The 18,156-nt window shown below is 62.9% G+C and carries 21 protein-coding genes and 1 pseudogene; 12 read left to right on the top strand and 10 right to left on the bottom strand.

Going from position 1 to position 18,156, the window contains the following annotated elements; genetic code table 11:
• The first annotated feature begins 35 nt into the window (after positions 1 to 35).
• Entirely contained in the window at positions 36 to 1,121 is a 1,086-nt protein-coding gene (locus tag AC0V8S_RS26245) for a COX15/CtaA family protein (protein ID WP_475434313.1), read from the top strand.
• Between the two features lie 19 nt (positions 1,122 to 1,140).
• On the opposite strand, the gene AC0V8S_RS26240 is transcribed toward AC0V8S_RS26245, so the two are convergent.
• The 4 genes from AC0V8S_RS26240 to speB form a co-directional block, all read right to left on the bottom strand.
• On the bottom strand, positions 1,141 to 1,464 hold the full coding sequence (locus AC0V8S_RS26240) for a hypothetical protein (RefSeq protein WP_183458490.1): 324 nt from the start codon (positions 1,462 to 1,464) through the stop codon (positions 1,141 to 1,143).
• An 82-nt stretch (positions 1,465 to 1,546) separates the two neighbouring features.
• The gene (locus AC0V8S_RS26235) at positions 1,547 to 2,389 is read right to left on the bottom strand and encodes an aminoglycoside phosphotransferase family protein (RefSeq protein ID WP_183458492.1); all 843 of its coding nucleotides are present in this window, start codon (positions 2,387 to 2,389) and stop codon (positions 1,547 to 1,549) included.
• A complete protein-coding gene (gene argC / locus AC0V8S_RS26230) occupies positions 2,386 to 3,312 on the bottom strand; it encodes an N-acetyl-gamma-glutamyl-phosphate reductase (RefSeq protein WP_183458494.1) in 927 nt (308 codons plus the stop codon). Before argC ends, AC0V8S_RS26235 begins: the two co-directional genes overlap by 4 nt.
• A 30-nt stretch (positions 3,313 to 3,342) precedes the next feature.
• Positions 3,343 to 4,350 (bottom strand): agmatinase, encoded by a 1,008-nt coding sequence (gene speB / locus AC0V8S_RS26225; RefSeq protein WP_095201550.1) that lies wholly within the window; start codon positions 4,348 to 4,350, stop codon positions 3,343 to 3,345.
• Positions 4,351 to 4,473: 123 nt separating this feature from the next.
• Here speB and AC0V8S_RS26220 point away from each other — a divergent pair, with 123 nt between their 5' ends.
• The 3 genes from AC0V8S_RS26220 (at position 4,474) to AC0V8S_RS26210 (ending at position 8,307) form a co-directional block, all read left to right on the top strand.
• Positions 4,474 to 5,682 (top strand): acyltransferase family protein, encoded by a 1,209-nt coding sequence (locus AC0V8S_RS26220; protein WP_475434311.1) that lies wholly within the window; start codon positions 4,474 to 4,476, stop codon positions 5,680 to 5,682.
• 96 nt (positions 5,683 to 5,778) lie between these two features.
• Positions 5,779 to 6,837, top strand: a complete 1,059-nt coding sequence (locus AC0V8S_RS26215; RefSeq protein ID WP_475434309.1) for a glycerophosphodiester phosphodiesterase family protein — start codon at positions 5,779 to 5,781, stop codon at positions 6,835 to 6,837.
• 81 nt (positions 6,838 to 6,918) lie between these two features.
• Positions 6,919 to 8,307: an MFS transporter gene (locus tag AC0V8S_RS26210; RefSeq protein WP_475434308.1), complete on the top strand. Its 1,389-nt coding sequence runs from the start codon at positions 6,919 to 6,921 to the stop codon at positions 8,305 to 8,307.
• Between the two features lie 63 nt (positions 8,308 to 8,370).
• On the opposite strand, the gene rpsI is transcribed toward AC0V8S_RS26210, so the two are convergent.
• The 5 genes and pseudogenes from rpsI to AC0V8S_RS26185 form a co-directional block, all read right to left on the bottom strand.
• Positions 8,371 to 8,853, bottom strand: coding sequence for a 30S ribosomal protein S9 (gene rpsI / locus AC0V8S_RS26205; RefSeq protein ID WP_027042360.1), 483 nt, complete (start codon positions 8,851 to 8,853; stop codon positions 8,371 to 8,373).
• A 1-nt stretch (position 8,854) separates the two neighbouring features.
• Positions 8,855 to 9,319, bottom strand: coding sequence for a 50S ribosomal protein L13 (rplM, locus tag AC0V8S_RS26200; RefSeq protein WP_010915638.1), 465 nt, complete (start codon positions 9,317 to 9,319; stop codon positions 8,855 to 8,857).
• Positions 9,320 to 9,575: 256 nt separating this feature from the next.
• A pseudogene (locus AC0V8S_RS26195) lies at positions 9,576 to 9,973 on the bottom strand (type II toxin-antitoxin system HicB family antitoxin).
• Positions 9,974 to 9,996: 23 nt separating this feature from the next.
• Entirely contained in the window at positions 9,997 to 10,185 is a 189-nt protein-coding gene (locus AC0V8S_RS26190) for a type II toxin-antitoxin system HicA family toxin (protein WP_475434305.1), read from the bottom strand.
• 47 nt (positions 10,186 to 10,232) lie between these two features.
• On the bottom strand, positions 10,233 to 10,682 hold the full coding sequence (locus AC0V8S_RS26185; protein WP_475434304.1) for a PaaI family thioesterase: 450 nt from the start codon (positions 10,680 to 10,682) through the stop codon (positions 10,233 to 10,235).
• A gap of 154 nt (positions 10,683 to 10,836) precedes the next feature.
• On the opposite strand from AC0V8S_RS26185, the gene AC0V8S_RS26180 reads away from it, so the two are divergent.
• From AC0V8S_RS26180 to AC0V8S_RS26145, 8 genes are all read left to right on the top strand, one after another.
• Positions 10,837 to 11,658, top strand: coding sequence for an enoyl-CoA hydratase (locus tag AC0V8S_RS26180; protein ID WP_475434302.1), 822 nt, complete (start codon positions 10,837 to 10,839; stop codon positions 11,656 to 11,658).
• 2 nt (positions 11,659 to 11,660) lie between these two features.
• Positions 11,661 to 12,083: a VOC family protein gene (locus tag AC0V8S_RS26175; RefSeq protein WP_475434301.1), complete on the top strand. Its 423-nt coding sequence runs from the start codon at positions 11,661 to 11,663 to the stop codon at positions 12,081 to 12,083.
• Positions 12,083 to 12,865 (top strand): AAA family ATPase, encoded by a 783-nt coding sequence (locus AC0V8S_RS26170; protein ID WP_475434299.1) that lies wholly within the window; start codon positions 12,083 to 12,085, stop codon positions 12,863 to 12,865. The genes AC0V8S_RS26175 and AC0V8S_RS26170 overlap by 1 nt, the downstream gene beginning before the upstream one ends.
• Complete coding sequence (locus tag AC0V8S_RS26165) at positions 12,862 to 13,629, top strand: GNAT family N-acetyltransferase (protein ID WP_475434297.1); 768 nt, start codon at positions 12,862 to 12,864, stop codon at positions 13,627 to 13,629. The genes AC0V8S_RS26170 and AC0V8S_RS26165 overlap by 4 nt, the downstream gene beginning before the upstream one ends.
• On the top strand, positions 13,626 to 14,147 hold the full coding sequence (locus tag AC0V8S_RS26160; protein WP_095201541.1) for a CoA-binding protein: 522 nt from the start codon (positions 13,626 to 13,628) through the stop codon (positions 14,145 to 14,147). Before AC0V8S_RS26165 ends, AC0V8S_RS26160 begins: the two co-directional genes overlap by 4 nt.
• A 159-nt stretch (positions 14,148 to 14,306) precedes the next feature.
• A complete protein-coding gene (locus tag AC0V8S_RS26155) occupies positions 14,307 to 15,587 on the top strand; it encodes an O-acetylhomoserine aminocarboxypropyltransferase (protein WP_475434296.1) in 1,281 nt (426 codons plus the stop codon).
• 92 nt (positions 15,588 to 15,679) lie between these two features.
• Positions 15,680 to 16,027: a cupin domain-containing protein gene (locus tag AC0V8S_RS26150; protein ID WP_475438699.1), complete on the top strand. Its 348-nt coding sequence runs from the start codon at positions 15,680 to 15,682 to the stop codon at positions 16,025 to 16,027.
• A gap of 231 nt (positions 16,028 to 16,258) precedes the next feature.
• A complete protein-coding gene (locus tag AC0V8S_RS26145; RefSeq protein WP_475434294.1) occupies positions 16,259 to 17,098 on the top strand; it encodes a glycosyltransferase family 25 protein in 840 nt (279 codons plus the stop codon).
• 24 nt (positions 17,099 to 17,122) lie between these two features.
• Here AC0V8S_RS26145 and AC0V8S_RS26140 read toward each other — a convergent pair whose 3' ends face one another.
• Positions 17,123 to 18,082, bottom strand: coding sequence for a hypothetical protein (locus AC0V8S_RS26140; protein ID WP_475434293.1), 960 nt, complete (start codon positions 18,080 to 18,082; stop codon positions 17,123 to 17,125).
• Between the last annotated feature and the right edge of the window lie 74 nt (positions 18,083 to 18,156).

Below are 18,156 nucleotides of genomic sequence, written 5' to 3'. Positions count from 1 at the left end.
CCAATCCGCGACATTCAACTGGACGGGACAAGATCATGGCTGCTATCTCAGCCGCCGCGCCATACGTTGCCCGCGACCTGCGCAACCGGGCGCTCGTGCGCGGCTGGCTTTATGTCGTGGTGCTGGTGCTGTTCGCCCTGGTGCTGGTCGGCGGCGCCACGCGGTTGACGGAGTCCGGCCTGTCGATCACGGAATGGCAGCCGATCCATGGCGTCATCCCGCCGCTCAACGACGCCGAGTGGCAGGAGGAATTCCAGCGCTATCAGCAGATCCCGCAATACACCGAGCTCAACAAGGGCATGAGCATCGAGGCGTTCAAGTCGATCTTCTGGTGGGAGTGGGCGCACCGCATCCTGGCGCGTAGCGTCGGCCTGGTCTTTGCCTTGCCGCTGCTGGCCTTCTGGGCAACACGCCGCATCGAGCGTGGCCTCGGGCCAAAGCTGGTCGGCATTCTGCTTCTCGGTGGCCTGCAGGGCGCCATCGGCTGGTGGATGGTGGCCTCCGGCCTGATCGACCGGGTTTCCGTCAGCCAGTACCGGTTGGCGACGCATTTGACGCTGGCGGCGCTGATCTTCACCGCCACCATGGTCGTCGCGCGCGGGCTGGCGCCGCATTCCGAGCCTGCGGCCGATCGTTCGACGCAGCGCCTGGCCGGCTTCATCGTACTTCTGGCGCTGATCCAGATCTATCTCGGCGGTCTGGTCGCCGGGCTTGATGCGGGCTTGAGCTACAACACCTGGCCATTGATGGACGGCAAGATCATCCCCGGCGATCTGCTGATCCTCGAGCCGGCATGGCGCAATTTCTTCGAGAGCCCGAAGACGGTGCAGTTCGTGCATCGGCTCGGCGCCTATACGGTCTTCGCCGTCGCGCTCTGGCACATGATCGCCACGCGTCGGCGGCTGCCGGGCTCAACCCATGCGCGCCGTGCGACGCTGTTGTTTGTGCTGGTGCTGGTGCAGGCCTCGATCGGCATCGGCACGCTGCTGATGCATGTGCCGCTGCATATGGCGCTCACCCATCAGGGTTTCGCACTGATCGTGCTGGGCTTTGCCGCCGCACATTGGCGCGGCACCAAAGGGGCTTACCCCTTGCCGCAGGAGATCGCGCTTAGGAGATGATGCAGGGCCCCTGGCCCCGTCACATCCAGAATTCATTGGACTGCGTGGTTTTCTCTCCGTCGAACTCGGCCTGACGCACAGCGGCGGCGGACGGCGTCGACTGGCTCTGAGCGGCCTTGGCAGCCTTGTCGGCGTCGGCGGCTCTGAGGGCGTCAAGCTTGGCCTGGGCCACGGCGATGTCCTGCCGCACCTGGGCGGCCTTGACCTCATCGGTGATCGCCTTGGCCTGGTCTTCCAGCTCCTGGATCTGCTTTTCGAGCGCGGCCTCCTGGGCTGCATTGCTCGAGGAACTGGACGAGGAATACTGGGTTGCGGAGGAGGAACCCGAGATTGCGCTGACCATGACAAATCCTTGGGGTGGGCGCCAGGACATGGTCAGTAGCCGATCATGGTGAACAATCGATTACTTCAGCTGTTCCCTGAGGTCAGAAATGCGTCCGCACCGTCCGGATCGCCTCGGCGATCGACAGTTCACGATTCTCCTCGACCGCGTTGTCGTCCCCGTGGTGCCAGGCCGCGGACAGGCAGCCATAGGCGATGGCATGGTCCAGTATCGCCGCCGGTGACTGCCCAAGCGTCTTGGCAAAGACTTCTGCCATGTACGCGATCCGGAGGGGATCGAGGCAAAGCGCGTCGCGGTCAAGCGGGTTGTAGAACATGTTGGCGGCATCGAAGCCGGGATCGCCAAGCACGCCCTTCGGATCGATCACCAGCCAGCCACGCGGCCCGTGCAGGATGTTGTCGTGGTGCAGGTCGCCATGCAGCGGCCTGATATCGTACGGATTTTCCAGCAGTCGCTCGGCGATGGCTGCGGCCTCGACATAGAGGCTGTCATCACCGGTAGCGCGATCGGTCGCGGCCTTCCTGAACAGGCTGGCGTACCGCTCCCTGAGCGGCTGAAGTTCGGGCGGGTAGGGATGTTTGGATGGCGAAAACAGTTTTGCCATCACCTCAGCCGCGATCGCGGTCGCGGCGTTGTCGCCCTGTTCATCGAGAACCCGCGTAAGCAGGGTTTCGCCGGCATATTCCAGCAGCATGCTGTGGCCGTCGCGGCCAAGCAGGCGCACCGCGCCTTCGCCGCGCCGCCAGGCGAGGAAATGTTCGCCGCGCAATTCGTCAGCGACATCGTCGAAAGGCTTGAGCGCCTTGACGATGGCCGGCGAGCCGTCTTCGCGAACAACCTTCCAGATGCGGCTCGAAAAGGTTTCGGCAATGAGTTCCGGCGCGCTGACTTTCCAGCGCGCCGGGAAGGCTGGTGCGTCCGTCAAAGACCGAGCATCAGGTCCATGTTCTGGACGGCGGCGCCCGAGGCACCCTTGCCGAGATTGTCATAGACCGCCAGCAGCAGCGCCTGCGCGCGTTTGTCGTTGGCAAAGACATAGACTTTCATGCGGTTGGTGCCGTTGTAGATCTCGGGATCGATCTCCGGCATGCGCTCCAGATGCGCATAGGGCGCCACCTCGACCACGCCGCCCTTGATGGCAGCGAAATGGTCGGCAATGGCGGCATGAAGCTCCACACCCGTCGGCACATGGTCCAGGCTGCCAAGCTGCAGCGGCACGACCGTGATCATGCCCTGGGCGAAATTGCCGACCGCCGGCTGCATGATCGGGTCATGCGACAGCTTCGCATAGGCCCGCAGTTCCGGCACATGCTTGTGCTGCAGGGTGAGGCCATAGGGCAGGAACTCCGAGGCGTCCTCGCCCTTGGCGACATAATCCTCGATCATCGGCCGACCGCCGCCCGAATAGCCCGAAATGCCGTTGACGGCGATCGGGAAATCGGCCGGCAGCAGCCCGGCGGTGACCAGCGGCCTGAGCGTCGCGATCGGTCCCTGCGGCCAGCAGCCGGGGTTGGCGACGCGCTTGGCCATGGCGATCGCCTTGGCCTGATCCTTGTCCATTTCGGCGAAGCCATAGGCCCAGCCTTCGGCGACGCGATGCGCGGTCGACGCATCGATGACCTTGGTGGTGTCGTTGGCGATCAGCGAGACGCTCTCCTTCGCCGCATCGTCGGGGAGGCACAGGATCGCGATATCGGCGGCATTGAGGAATTCGGCGCGCGCCGCCGTTTCCTTGCGACGCTCGGTCGGAATGGAAATGATCTCCAGGTCGCCACGCTCGGCAAGCAGCGCCCGGATCTGCAGGCCGGTGGTGCCGTGCTCGCCGTCGATGAAGATTTTCGGTTTCATGACCTGATCAAATTCCCTGATATTTCAAAACTATATGCCGTGACCGTGATTCACCGCGGCACCGTTGTGATTGCCGTTGTTCATCTCTTCCTGCCGTGCCTTTCGCTCCGCAAGCAGGCCGAGATACTGCATGGCCACCATCGAGCCGGCGATCGCCGTTATATCGGCGTGATCATAGGCCGGCGCAACCTCCACGACGTCGGCGCCAACAATATCGACCTGGTTGAGCTGGCGCAGCGTCGAGAGGATCTTCGCCGAGGACGGCCCGCCGGCCACCGGCGTGCCGGTTCCCGGCGCATAGGCCGGGTCGAGGCAGTCGATGTCGAAGGTGAGGTACGTCTTCTTGCCGCCGGTGCGGTCGACGATGGCGTAGGCGATGTCGGACGCACGCATCTCCTCGATCTCGTGACCGTAGAGGATCTTGATGCCGAACGTGTCGGGCGCGTGCGTGCGGATGCCGATCTGGATCGAACGGTCGGGATCGATGATGCCTTCCTTCACGGCGCGGCCGACGAAGGATCCATGGTCGATGCGCTTGCCGTCGTCCTCCCACGTGTCCTGATGCGCGTCGAACTGCACCAAGGCGAGCGGCCCATGGATCGCGGCATGCGCCTTGAGCAGCGGCCAGGTGACGAAATGGTCGCCGCCGAGCGTCAAAAGGAAGGCGCCTGATTTCAGGATTTTGGCCGCCTCGCGCTCGATCGTGCCGGGCGTCTTCTGATGGTTGCCCGAATCGAGCAGGCAATCGCCGTAGTCGACCACCGCAAGGTGCTCGAAAAGATCGCGCGAGAACGGGTATTGCGGATCATTGTCGAGGATCGCCGAGGCGCGGCGTATAGCCTGCGGCCCGAATCGGGCGCCGGGCCGGTTTGTGACGGCGGCGTCGAAGGGAATGCCCCACACCACCGCGTCCGCGCCCTTCACGTCCTTGGTGTATTTGCGCCGCATGAACGACAGCGCGCCGGAATAGGTCGGCTCAAGGGCGCCGCCCGTTTTGGAGCGGGCGGTGAAGGCGTGGTCGATGTTCTTGGTCGCCATTACTGGTCCTCGTTTTCATCGGGGTGCAACAACTACAGAACCGGCATGGAAGATGCCAGTCACAGCTTGGGGAGACGAAACGGCGCCGCCCGGGTGCCACGGCAAGACAGGATTTGTACCATCATGACGCAGGCCGCGTTTCTTAGTCCGTCCGATGCCATGGTGTCGACCCATGCCGGTACGATAGCAGGCGAGCGCTTCCAGGTTCTCGATTCGTGGCGCGGCATCTGCGCGCTGCTGGTGGCGCTGTTTCATTTCCCGACCGCTTCCGCGATCTCGCAGAGCAGCCTCGTTGGTTCGTCCTATCTTTTCGTCGACTTCTTCTTCGTCCTTTCCGGCTTTGTCATCGCCAGCAGCTATGGCAATCGGCTGAGCCAGCCGGTACAGGTCGCCCGCTTCGCTTTGGTGCGTTTTGGCCGCATCTATCCGCTGCACCTCGTCATGCTTGCCGCCTTTGCCGGGTTCGAGCTGCTGCGGCTGATGCTGCCGCAACTGCATGGCGCCGGCGCCGCCCCCTTCACCGGCGGTTTCGATTTGACAAGCCTGTTTGCCAATCTGTTCCTGCTGCAAGGGATGGGCTTCGAGGATCATCTGACCTGGAATGCGCCGAGCTGGAGCATTTCGGCGGAGTTCTTCGCCTATCTCCTGTTCGCGGGCGTGGTCTTCATCGCCGGCGCGCGTGCCTGGATATGGTTTGTCGCCGCCGCCGTCACCGCGCCGCTGTTCCTGCTCGGCTTCTCCACGCATCATATGGATGTGTCCTACGATTTCGGCTTCATCCGCTGCCTCTATGGCTTCTCGCTCGGAGCCCTGCTGGCCTGGTTTCAGCATGATTCCATTGCAGGGGCGCGACAGCTCCTCGCCAGGGGCGGCCCGCGGCTGAGCTGGACCCTTGCCGAAATCGTCATGGTGGCGGTCATCGTGCTTTTCGTCTCGATGGCGGGCGGCAATGATTTCGGCATCGCCGCACCCCTGGTGTTTGCGCTGGCGCTGTTTCTGTTCGCCCATGAGGGTGGCTGGATTTCTGCTCTGCTGAGGACGCCGTTCATGCTGACGCTCGGCGCACTGTCCTACTCGATCTACATGGTCCATATCTTCGTCCAGGCGCGCCTGATCAACATTGCCGGGCTCGTCGAGCACAAGCTCGGCCTGAGCCTGGTCGGCGACATCGTGCTGCGCGGCTCGCCGGCGACGGGCTTCGGCGCCGGCTGGACCGGGACCGTGGCGATCGTCTTGATGCTCATTGCCACCATCGCCGCCTCCTGGGTCTCCTGGCGTCTGGTCGAAATGCCGGCCCTGGCCTGGTTCCGCCGGCTGTCGAAGCGCATCTGACGATGGATATCGCAAACATCCGCTAGCCGGCTTCGTTCACCTCCCTGTCACGGGCGTCGCCTATCCCGGCTTCGATCTGGCAAGGAGCGATTCTCGATGCGGACGATCCGGCTAAGCCTTCTGCTTTCCACCGCCCTTGCGGTCGCATCCGGTCAGGCCTTGGCTGGCGAAAGCCGCGCCAGACAAATCCTCGACCGCTTCGAACACGCCAACCAGTGGCGCGACCATGTCATGGTGGCCGCGCACCGCGCCGGCAGCATGCAGGCCGGCAAGACGCTTTACGCGGAAAATTCACTTGCTGCCGTCGAAGGCTCGATCGCCATGGGCGCAGAGATTGTCGAGGTCGACATCAGGCGTTCGAAGGACGGCGAGCTCGTCGTCATGCATGACAGCTGGCTCGACCGCACCACGACCTGCAAGGGCGAGGTGGTGAAGTATACGCTGGCCGAACTCAGGACATGCCGGCTGGTAGTCGAGGGCACCCACGCGGTCACCGACGAGAGGGTTTCGACGCTGCGCGAGATGCTGCTGGCGACCAGGGACCGCATCCTCATCAATCTCGACAACAAGCTCGATGTCGGCGACCTGCCAGGTATGATCGCGGCGGCGCGCGATCTCGGCATGGCCGACCAGGTCATCGTCAAGGAAAACCTCTGGAACCAGACCAGGATTGCGACGGTCAAGGCGGCCGTGGCCGCGATCGGCGGCGGCGTCCAGTTCATGCCGATCATCGCCGATGACGCGGTGCATGATGCCGGTTTCGCCGAGACCGTCGACCACGCTTTTTCACCGCGCGCGATCGAGCTGATCAACTGGCGGGCGGGCGCCGAAACGCTGACCGAGACCGGTGGAGCGCTGTTCAGCACGCGCATGCGCGCGGCTGCGGTGCGGGGCAACTGGCACATCTGGGCCGACACTTATGCCATCGCCAACAAGCCCGGCGGCTTCCTCGCCGGCGGCCGTGGCGATGAACTGGCGGTGCAGGCCAGCCTGCCGCGCGAAGCCTGGGGTTTCTGGGCCGATCGCGGCGCCACCATCATCCAGACCGACGAGCCGAAAGCGGCCATCGATTGGCTGGCGGCAAACGGCTATCGCGTGCCTTATGCAGGGACAGGCGAACGCGTCGAGCCTGCCGCGACCGCCAGCATCAATTGATTTGCCGTGATCGGCATCCCCACCTGGTTGTCGCAGGCTGGCCTCTCCTGACGGAACGGTGTCAGCGACAAACCGTTACCCATGGGCATGTCCGACACCATCGTTTTCAAGCCCCGCGCCGCCTATGCCGCCACCGTCGCCGCGACCAGTCTCGGTTTCGTCGTGGTGCAGCTCGATGTCTCCATCGTCAATGTTGCGCTGAACAGGATCGGCGCCGCACTTTCGATGGGCATAGGCGGCCTGCAATGGGTGGTCGATGCCTACACGCTGGCCTTTGCTTCGCTGCTGCTTGCCGGCGGCGCGCTCGGCGACAGGATCGGCGCCCGCCGCGTGTTCGTCGGTGGTATGGCATTGTTCAGCTTAGCTTCTCTGGTCTGTGGCCTGGCGCAGAGCCCTTGGGTGCTGATCGCGGCGCGCGCCGTGCAGGGCGCGGGAGCTGCGCTGCTGATGCCGTGTTCGCTGGCGCTGCTCAACCGCGCCTATGCCTCCGACAAGCCACGCCGGGCACGCGCCGTCGGCCTGTGGACGGCCGCGGGCGGCATCGCGCTGTCGGCCGGGCCGGTGCTCGGCGGCTTCATGGTCGCGTCGCTCGGCTGGGCCAGCATTTTTCTGGTCAACCTGCCCATCGGCGCTCTCGCCATCTGGATGGCCTACCGGTTTCTGCAGGAGACGGCGCCCAAGGCCGAGAAGCCGCCGATCGACTGGGCCGGGCAGGGGCTTGTCGTGCTGACGCTGTTTTCGCTGACCGGCGCCTTCATCGAAACAGGCTCGTCGGGCTGGACTTCCTTGCCGGTTATTGGCGGATTGATCTTGGCGGTGGTGGCCGGAAGCCTGTTCCTGTTGGTCGAGAGCCGGAGCAAGGCGCCGATGTTTCCGCTAAAGCTGTTTGCCAGTCGCATCCCGGCTGTAACGAGCCTCGTAGGGCTGGCGGTCAACCTGACGCTCTACGGCACGATCTTCATGCTCAGTCTCTACTTCCAGAAGGAAAGGCATTTTTCGCCCGAGATGACAGGGCTCGCCTTCCTGCCCTTCATGGCGGCGGTCACCGTGTCGAATGTCGCCGCGGGACGCATCGCGGCAAATTATGGCTCACGCTTGCCGATGACGATCGGTCTGCTCATTGGCGCGGCCGGTTTCGGCCTGATGGCGCTGATCCAGGCCGACACGTCCTATCTGTCGCTGCTGTGGCGGCTGCTGTTCCTGCCGGTCGGCATTGGTCTCGCCGTTCCTGCCATGACCACGGCGCTGTTGTCGTCCGTGCCGACGACGATGTCGGGAACAGCCTCGGGCGTGCTCAACACCGTGCGCCAGTCGGGCGGGGCGATCGGCGTCGCGTTGTTCGGCTCAGCTTTGGCGCTGGGCACGGTCCAGGGCATGCAGATTGCTTTCCTCGCCTCCACGCTCGCCGTGGCGTTCTCGGCGCTCTGCGCCTTCCTGTTCATCCGCGCCGCCGACCATTCCGCCGGATAGGGATGCGCAATGCAAAAAGGCCGCCCGGAGGCGGCCTTTCGATTGTCCAAAACTGCGGAGCGCTTAGCGCTTCGAGAACTGGAAGCTGCGGCGGGCTTTCGCCTTGCCGTACTTCTTGCGCTCGACGACGCGGCTGTCGCGGGTCAGGAAGCCGCCCTTCTTGAGCACGGCGCGCAGTGCCGGCTCGTAGTAGGTCAGCGCCTTGGAGATGCCGTGACGGACCGCACCGGCCTGGCCGGAGAGGCCGCCGCCGACAACTGTGGCGACGATGTCGTACTGGCCGGCACGGTTGGAGGCGATGATCGGCTGGTTGAGGATCATCTGCAGGACCGGACGCGCGAAATAGGTCGCGAATTCCTTGTCGTTGACGACGATCTTGCCGGAACCCGGCTTCACCCAGACGCGTGCAATGGCGTTCTTGCGCTTGCCGGTGGCATAGGCGCGGCCCGACTTGTCGAGCTTCTGGACGTGGACGGGGGCTGCCGGCTGGGTATTCGTGTTGCCGGTAGCGGCGCCCAGTTCTGCGAGCGAGGAAAGCTCAGCCATCTTATGCGACCTTCTTGTTCTTGGAATTCAGCTTGGCCACGTCGAGGACTTCTGGCTGCTGGGCGACATGCGGATGCTCTGCGCCTGCATAGACGCGCAGGTTCTTCATCTGGCGACGGCCGAGCGGGCCACGCGGAACCATGCGCTCAACGGCCTTCTCGACGACACGCTCGGGGAAACGGCCCTCGAGCAGCTGGCGCGCGGTGCGCTCCTTGATGCCGCCGGGGTGGCCGGTGTGCCAGTAGTAGACCTTGTCGGTGAACTTCTTGCCGGTGAACACCACCTTGTCGGCATTGATGACGATGACGTTGTCGCCGTCGTCGACATGCGGGGTGAAGGTCGGCTTGTGCTTGCCGCGAAGATGATTGGCGATGACAGTGGCGAGACGACCAACGACGAGACCTTCGGCGTCGATCAGGATCCACTTCTTCACCACATCCGCAGGCTTCTGCGAAAAGGTTGTCATGTTTTCTGCTCTCGGTTCTGACCTTCACGGGGAAGGCGTTTCTTGTTGCTTGGATTGGCGATAGGCGCTTGCCCGCCGCCAATAACAAAACGGCGGCCTTTGCGGGCCGCTGCTTCGTGAGGGCTTATAGGCGAGGGCGGTAACCGCGTCAAGACAAGCGAAAAAGCAAATCGCGAAGAAAGATAAGCAAAAACAGATACTTGCATGAAAGGTATTATTTTACCACACTTGCCGCCACCTATGTTCCTGGTCCGCCTCAGTGTTTTGCCTCGATTTCCTTGCGAGCTGCGCTGGAAAGGAACGCGGATCGTGTAATGCCGCGCTCGCGCGCGGCTGCGTCGATCGCCCGCAAGACACCACGCTCGAAAGTCACATTCGCCCTCACGACCGCGCTGTCATTGTCGATGAGCGGCACCGAGACCAGATAGCCGCCTTCGGCAAGCGCGTTGCGTATATCAGGAAGGGCGACAATCACTTCATGGCTGGACGGCTCTGGAACCGGCATATCCTCCGCCCACAATTGCAAGGCTTCAACCGCATTGGGTACGATGTCCTCGGCCGCATCAGCGGCCGAAAAGCAGCCGGGAATGTCGGGAAAGCGAATACCGAACGCGCTGTCGGGTCCTTGTCGACCAAGGCGAAATAGTTCTTCATCGAGGTCTCCGGCGCAACTCTGCCTATCCGATCCAACCAGCTTGCTTGGCGATTGCGCGAGCAGTGCCGGTGGGCAGGTCTTTTTCGGGATGCGGAACAATCAACACGATCTCCCCCTTCCGGAATTTGTGGTGCGAGCCGCGTATGGAAATCAACTCGAACCCGTCCTCCTTGAGGCTCTTTATGATCTTACGGCTGTCACGCTCAAGCAAAAGTCACCTATGCGCATATATATACACATTGCCCGGAGGTTCAATCGTTAAGGCCGCTTCGGCGGGATCGAATAGGTGCCGGTGGCGTGCGCCACCGTGTGTCCTTCCGGGCCGGCGACGATGTCGATGTCGAACACCATCAGGCTCTTTCCCAGCTTCAGGATGCGGCAATGGCCATCAATCGGCCCGGCCTCGGCCTTGCGCACGAAATTGATGTCGAGGTTCACCGTAACCGACAGTGCGTCCGGCCCGGCATGCGAGAGCACGCAGACATAGCCACCAATGTCGGCCAGCGTGAACAGTGACGGACCGGAGACGGTGCCGCCCGGACGCAAATGCCGCTCACCGGCATTGAGCCGCACGGTGCAGCCGCCCGGGAAAACGTCGATCGCCTCGTAATATTTGAACTGTTCGTTGAGTTGCGGATAGACGGTTTCCATCAGCACATTGACTTGTGCTGCGGTTAGTACCGGCTTGAGATTGGTCTGGGCGGGCATGTCGGTCTCTCGTTCTGCGGCAAGCCTGTATGAGCGCGGCAGGGCGTTCCTGGCAACACCTTCGATCCTCTGGCGCAAGCGATGGGTGTTGGATGAAAGCCGATCCGATATTAGATAGTCTGCCTGCCCGACCGGAATCGTGGAGACCCTAGCCATGGCCGAAATCCTTGCCATCAAGCCTGCTCCTGTTGAAGGTCCGGTTGTCGCACAACTGGACAAGGGCGTGCTACGTCTCACGCTCGCCAATCCGCCCGCCAACGCTCTTTCCCTGGCGGTGATGGCGGCGCTGACGGCGGAACTTGAGCGCGCCAAAGACAACAAGGCTGTTCGCGTCATCGTCCTGTCGGCGGCCGGAAAGGTGTTCTGCGCCGGCCATGATCTCAAGGAGATGACCGCGCGCCGTGCCGATGCCGATCGCGGCAAGGCTTTCTTCGAAGAGACGTTTGCCGCTTGCGCTACGCTGATGCAGGCGATCGTGCGCCATCCCTTGCCTGTCATCGCCGAAGTCGACGGCCTTGCCACCGCCGCCGGGCTTCAATTGGTCGCAAGCTGTGACCTGGCGATTGCTTCGCATGAGGCGACCTTCTGCACGCCGGGCGTCAATATCGGCCTGTTCTGCTCGACACCGATGGTGGCGCTGTCGCGCAACGTCTCGCGCAAGCAGGCGATGGAAATGCTCCTGACCGGTGAGACGATCGACGCGGCAACGGCCAAGGACTTCGGCCTGGTCAACCGCGTCGTGCCGCGCGAATACCTGAATCAGATCGTCACCAAATACGCGCAAACCATTGCTTCCAAATCATCTTTGGTGGTCAAGACCGGCAAGGAGGCCTTCTACGCGCAGGCCGAAATGGGGCTGGCGGACGCCTATGCCTATACCGGCCGCGTCATGGTCGAGAACATGCTCGCGCGTGATGCGGAAGAAGGCATCGGCGCCTTCATCGGCAAACGCAAGCCGGAATGGACGGACGAGTAATCGTGGAACCGCGCATCTCCATCGTCACGATCGCGACGGACGATCTCGACCGTGCCGTGCGCTTCTACGAAGCCATGGGCCTGAAACGGCATGCGGGCATCACCGACGGTGTCGCCTTCTTCCAGATGGGTGGCGCCATTCTTGGCCTGTTTCCGCGCGTCAGCGCCGAGGCGGATGCGGGGCTTGCCTTCGCCATGGCGCCTTCCGCGGTCTATCTCGCTTACAACACTCGCTCCGACGCCGAGGTCGACGAGGTGCTCGCCATGGCGGAAAAAGCCGGCGGCCGCATCGTCAAGCCGGCCGGTCGCGCCTTCTGGGGCGGTTGGTACGGCTATTTCACCGATGCCGACGGCCATGTCTGGGAAGTGGCGCACAATCCGGCCTTTCCGATCGCGGAAGACGGCACGATTTCGCTGCCCGGGTGATGGCCTATCGCAAGCAGCTGACGCGGCTCAAGGCGCCGTATCTCAAGCGCATCCTGCTCGATCCGGAGCGGGTGTCGGACTGGGAAAAATATCCCTGGAACCTGCCGCTGTTTCGCAGCCGCGAATTCGAACTCGAATTCACCACGCCGATCACCATCATCGTCGGCGAGAACGGCACCGGCAAATCCACGCTTCGCGAGGCGATCGGCGCGCTGGCCGGCTATGACGAGGCCGGCGGCGGCAAGGGCTATAGGCCCGTCGACCACTCCAGCGCCATCGACAAGAGCGGCGCCGCGCTGGCAAACACATTCCGTGGCCACTGGCTGCCGAAGGTAACCGCCGGCTGGTTCTTTCGCGCCGAATCCTTCTATTCGGTGGCCCGCTACCTCGACCAGGCGGCGCTGGAAGACCCCTTCAAGCCGCCGCCGCCGGATTTCCTGTCCTGGTCGCATGGCGAGGGCTTTATCCGCTTCTTCGAGGAACGCTGCCGCAGGCAAGGCATCTATATCCTCGACGAGCCGGAAAGCGCGCTTTCGCCGTCGCGCCAGATCGAATTGCTGAAAATGCTGCGGCGCATGGACCAGTCCGGCACCGCGCAGGTGATCATGGCGACGCATTCGCCGCTGTTGATGGCCTGTCCCGGTGCGCGGCTGTTCCGCATCAGCCGTTTCGGCCTCGACCCCACCGATTTCACCGACACCGATCATTTTCGCATGATGCGCGACTTCTGTAGCGATCCTGACATGTTTATGGAGGAAGCGCTGCGGAAAGACGACGCGTGACGGTGCGCATGACGGACGACGATCTCAACTGGCGGATGGAAGAGGCGTGCCGCGACGCCTGGCCGGTAGCGGCCGAGACGGTCGTCAAAGGTTGGCTTCTGAGACGATCGGGCGGCAGGATCCGGCGCGCGAATTCCGCCAACCCCTTGCGTGGCAAACGCGGCGCGCCCGATCAGGTGATCGACGCTGCCGAGGCCTTTTATATCGGTCACGGCCAGACGCCGCTGTTTCGCGTGCCTGATATCGCCAACGAGCTCGAAGCCGCGCTCGACGGTCGCGGCTACCAGTTGGAAGGCGGAACGATCCATCTCCATGCGGGAATCGACGATCTGGCGGAGGTTCGCGACGAACATGTCACGGTTTCGCCGATGCCAGGCGAGGACTGGTTCGCGGCGCGGTTTCGCATGGGCGCCTATGACGACACCGACCGCCGCGTCTTTCGCCAGATGACAGGCCTGATCGCCGGCGACAAGGCGTTCGTGTCGTGCGCGCGCGACAATGAAATTGCCGCCTTGGCCTATGGCGTCATCCGTGATGGGCTGCTTGTGGTGGAGTCGGTCGAAACCGACGCCAGGTTCCGCCAGCAAGGCTTGGGCCGCAGAACGGTTGGCGGCCTGATCGATTGGGCGCGCCGGGCGGGTGCGTCGGCGGCCTGCCTGCAGGTCGTCGCTGAAAACACGCCGGCTCGCGCGCTTTACGCCTCACTCGGCTTCAACCGCGAACTCTACCGCTACCACTACCGCAGGAAGGCGATTGCCGCATGAACCACGACGCCTACGACAACACCTACATCGGCGGCATCCTCAACTCGGTGAAGACCATCGCCATGGTCGGCGCGTCCGCCAATGACGTCAGGCCGAGCTATTTCGTCCTGAAATATCTGCTGGCCAAGGGCTTTTCGGTAATTCCGATCAATCCTGGCCAGGCCGGCAAGGAGATCCTCGGCCGGATGACCTATGCCAGGCTGGCCGATATTCCGGAGCCGATCGACATGGTCGACATTTTCCGCGCCGCATCGGCCGTGCCCGGCATCATCGACGAGGTGTTGAGGCTCGACCCCTTGCCGAAAGTCGTCTGGATGCAGCTTGGCGTGCGCCATGACGAGGCCGCCGCACGCGCCGAGGCGGCCGGCATCAAGGTGGTGATGAACCGCTGCCCCAAGATCGAGTACGGCAAGCTCTCCGGCGAGATCGGCTGGACCGGCGTCAATTCAGGCGTCCTGTCGTCGAAGAAGCCGCTGATGCGCCAGGGCTTCCAGAGCTTTGGCGTACGGCAGAAATAGGTAGCGGGCGAGAAGCGCAAAATTATTCCGGCTAGCGCCGTATTTCCCTGCAGCTTGGTCGAAGGTCCCACGCCGAAGGGTATTTTCTTCTTTGCATTCCGAGCCGGGCTTCGCCAAGAATGCCCGGCGAATTTCAGAGGTTCTTGAGGGAGGTTTTCAGTGACCCGTACGCCCGGTTTCAACACGCTCGCCGTCCATGCCGGCGCCAAGCCCGATCCGGCCACCGGCGCCCGCGCCACGCCGATCTACCAGACAACCTCCTTCGTCTTCGACGATGCCGACCACGCCGCCTCCCTGTTCGGCCTGAAGGCCTTCGGCAACATCTACACCCGCATCATGAACCCGACCCAGGCCGTGCTTGAAGAGCGCGTCGCGGCACTTGAGGGCGGCACGGCTGCCCTTGCGGTCGCGTCCGGCCACGCCGCGCAGGTCATCGTGTTCCACAATCTCATGCAACCAGGTGACAATTTCGTCGCCGCGACAAGGCTTTATGGCGGCTCGATCAACCAGTTCGGCCACGCCTTCAAGAATTACGGCTGGGAGGTGCGCTGGGCCGACACCAACGACATCTCGACCTTCGAAAGCCAGATCGACGATAGGACCAAGGCGATCTTCATCGAAAGCCTGGCCAATCCGGGCGGCACCTTCGTCGACATCGAGAAGATCGGCGATATCGCCCGCAAGCACGGCCTGCCGCTGATCGTCGACAACACGCTGGCCTCGCCGTACCTGATCCGGCCGATCGAGCACGGCGCCGACATTGTCGTCCATTCGCTGACCAAGTTCATCGGCGGCCATGGCAATTCGATCGGCGGCGTCATCGTCGACGGTGGCACCTTCGACTGGTCGAAGTCGGGCAAGTACCCGATGCTGTCGGAGCCGCGCCCCGAATATGGCGGCCTCGTCCTGCACGAAACCTTCGGCAATTTCGCCTTTGCCATTGCCGCGCGCGTGCTCGGCTTGCGCGATCTCGGCCCGGCGATATCGCCGTTCAACGCCTTCCTCATTCTGACTGGCCTGGAGACCTTGCCGCTGCGCATGCAGCGCCATTGCGACAATGCCGTCACGGTCGCCGGCTGGCTGTCCAACCACCCCAAGGTCGCCTGGGTGAATTATCCCGGCCTGCCCAGCGACAAGAACAACGCGCTGCAGAAGAAATACTCGCCGCTGGGCGCAGGCGCCGTGTTCACTTTCGGCTTGAAGGGCGGCTATGACGCCGGCGTCAAATTCGTCGAGGCGCTCGAACTGTTCTCGCATCTGGCCAATGTCGGCGACACCAAATCGCTGGTCATCCATCCTGCGTCGACGACGCATCGCCAGCTTTCTGATGAGCAGAAGGTCAAGGCCGGCGCCGGCCCGGACACCGTGCGGCTTTCGATCGGCATCGAGGACGTCACCGACATCGTCGCCGACCTCGAACAGGCGCTCGCCAAGGTCTGATTCTTTACCCTCCCCCTTGTGGGGAGGGTCGGCGCATTGCGCCGGGGTGGGGGTGAGCCGGCGTAACGCCGGCTCTTTCATGGAGGCAAATCCTGTCCGCGCATTACCTGACAATATCGACTGACGGCATCGAACCCGAATCCGGCACGCCGGCGCCGGACCGGCTGATCTCGGGTGATCCGAAATTCCGCACCTGGAATGTCGAGGAGCGGGACGGCGGCCTCTATGCCGGCATCTGGGAGGCGACCCCCGGCAAATGGCGCATCGTCTATGACGAATGGGAATTCTGCCACATCCTGTCCGGCGTTTCGATGATCGCCGAAGACGGCGGCGAAGCGCGCACCGTACGCGCGGGCGACAGTTTCGTGCTGAGGCCTGGCTTCAAGGGCAGCTGGGAAGTGCTTGAAACGACCCGCAAGGAGTATGTGATCAAGCTGTAGTCAGCCGATCAGATGACGCGATCAATATCGCTGCCGGAAAATCCGTACCGGGCATCTGGCTCTGCGGCCACAAGCATCGGCAGCCACCCAAAGTTGACTGCCGTTTAGCGCGCTCTTATAGGGACGTCGACAGGCGACAATGACTACCGGTGAACTTCCCGACCAAAGCGGAGACACGAAGTAGAGATCGCCAACAGCTTTCATGCCTCGAGGACGACAGTGAAGTGTTTGGTGATCAATCTTGACCGATCAGCCGATCGGCTCGCGGAAGTCACGGCAGAATTTGCCCGCATTGGAATTCCTTTCGAGCGTGTTGCGGCGATCGATGCGGCCACTGGGGCTCCTGTCATCGCCCCTCCGCTCACCGAGGCGGAAGTCTGCTGCTTTCTCAGCCATCGTCTCTGCTGGCAAATCATCGCGGACGGCCCCGATCGGTACGGCGTCGTCTTCGAGGATGATGTCGTCTTCAGCCACGACGCCGGACCCATGCTGGCCGATGACAGCTGGATTCCGCGAGATGCGGACGTGGTCAAGCTCGAAACATTCTTTGTCCCGGTGAGGCTCGGGGGCCGGCATGTCCCCGTCAAGAATGGATACTCCGCAACGCGGCTGTTCGGGCAACATATGGGCGCATGCGGCTATATTCTTTCGAAGAAGGCCGCACAGAAGCTGCTCAAGAGCACCAGGCGCCTTAAGGCAACGGTCGATTTCGTGCTCTTCAGTCCAACCGAGATGACGACCGCGCGCAGCACGACCTACCAGCTGATGCCCGCGCTCTGCGCCCAGGCCCAGTTCGTTGCGGAGAACGGCGGCCCTGCGACCTTGATCCAGTTCGCTCCGCCGCCGCCCAGAAACAAGCGTATCCTTGACAGGATCCAGGCAGAGGCGACGCGCGCCTTGGCGCGTCTTCGAAACAGGAACTTTTCGCGACGCAGAAGGTCGACGCCGTGCCGCTGCGTTTTCCGCTGGCGATGCAAGCCGACATCGACCCCAACCCGATCCCGGCATTGGCATAAGCGCCTCCCGGAGGGGATCGCCAAACGAGCGTCGATGCGAGCTCGTTTCAGGTGATTTGGACGCCTGATTTCCGCAGGTCTACTTCGCCGGAAACTGGCTAAGACAGGCTTCCGATGCCTTGTCGTGTGCGGTTAGCAGATCGGCGTCCTGTGCCTCGATATCGGCGTCGGAGATCTCGTTGCGATAATATTGCGCCAGGAGGTCGAGCCCCTCCTGGCTGACACCATAGGTCGGAATTTCACGGGCAAGACAGCCGCACAGGCTGAGCGCACGATCGGGCGAGCCGGTCCTGTGGTTGGTCAGGATGAAATCCTGCGCCGGGCAGGCGTCGAGAAAGCCGTCGAAGTTGAGCTTCTGCTGCGGCTGGTCGCCATGGTTGAAATAGGCCGGCGGCCATTGGCTTTTGCCGCTCGCGACATCGCAGCCTGTGGCGACGTCCTGGGCACTTTTCGACAAAGCGAGCCAGGCATCCTCCTTGTCGCCTATTGGATACTCGACTTCCTGCCCGGCAATCGAAGCCGTATAGGCATCAAGGTCGGCCTGTTTGAAGCCGACGACCTGAAATCGGTTGAACTGGCATTGGCATGCCGTGGCCGCCTGTTCCGCTTCGCCCTCGGCCGGCTGCTCGCCCAACTTGTTCTTCTGGCAGGCGGCCACGAAGGCTGCGCCATCGAGCGTCGAAGCTGGAAAGGTGGAAGCGTCGACGTAGCGCGTTCCATCCCAGCCGATCGTCATCTTGTCGGACTGGATGTCGAAAAAGCCGTTTCGCTTGAAAGGGCTGAGTGCAATCTTGTCCTGTGGCACCAGCCGCACGCCGGGAATGTCGCCCAAAACCTCATGGTAGCTGTCGCCCTCCAGGACGAACAGGAAGTTGCCGCATTTGATGCCGTCACAGCTTGGCGCATAACGGTAGGCGAAGATTTCCGGGATGCCGTCGAGATTGAGATCAACCTCGATGGCGAAGGACGCCAGTGGCAGGCCCTTCGATCCGGTCTGCCGCTCCAGAAGCCCCATCGCCATCTTCTGGGCGATAGCCATGCTGTTTTCCCAGGGAATGTTTTCCGGCTGTTGCTGGGCGTGCGCCGTGCCCAGGCAAGCGCATAGCAACGCAA

This window comes from Mesorhizobium oxytropidicola (assembly GCF_056174625.1).
Note: the sequence above shows the minus strand (reverse complement) of the source record. Positions and strands in the feature narration are given on the sequence as shown.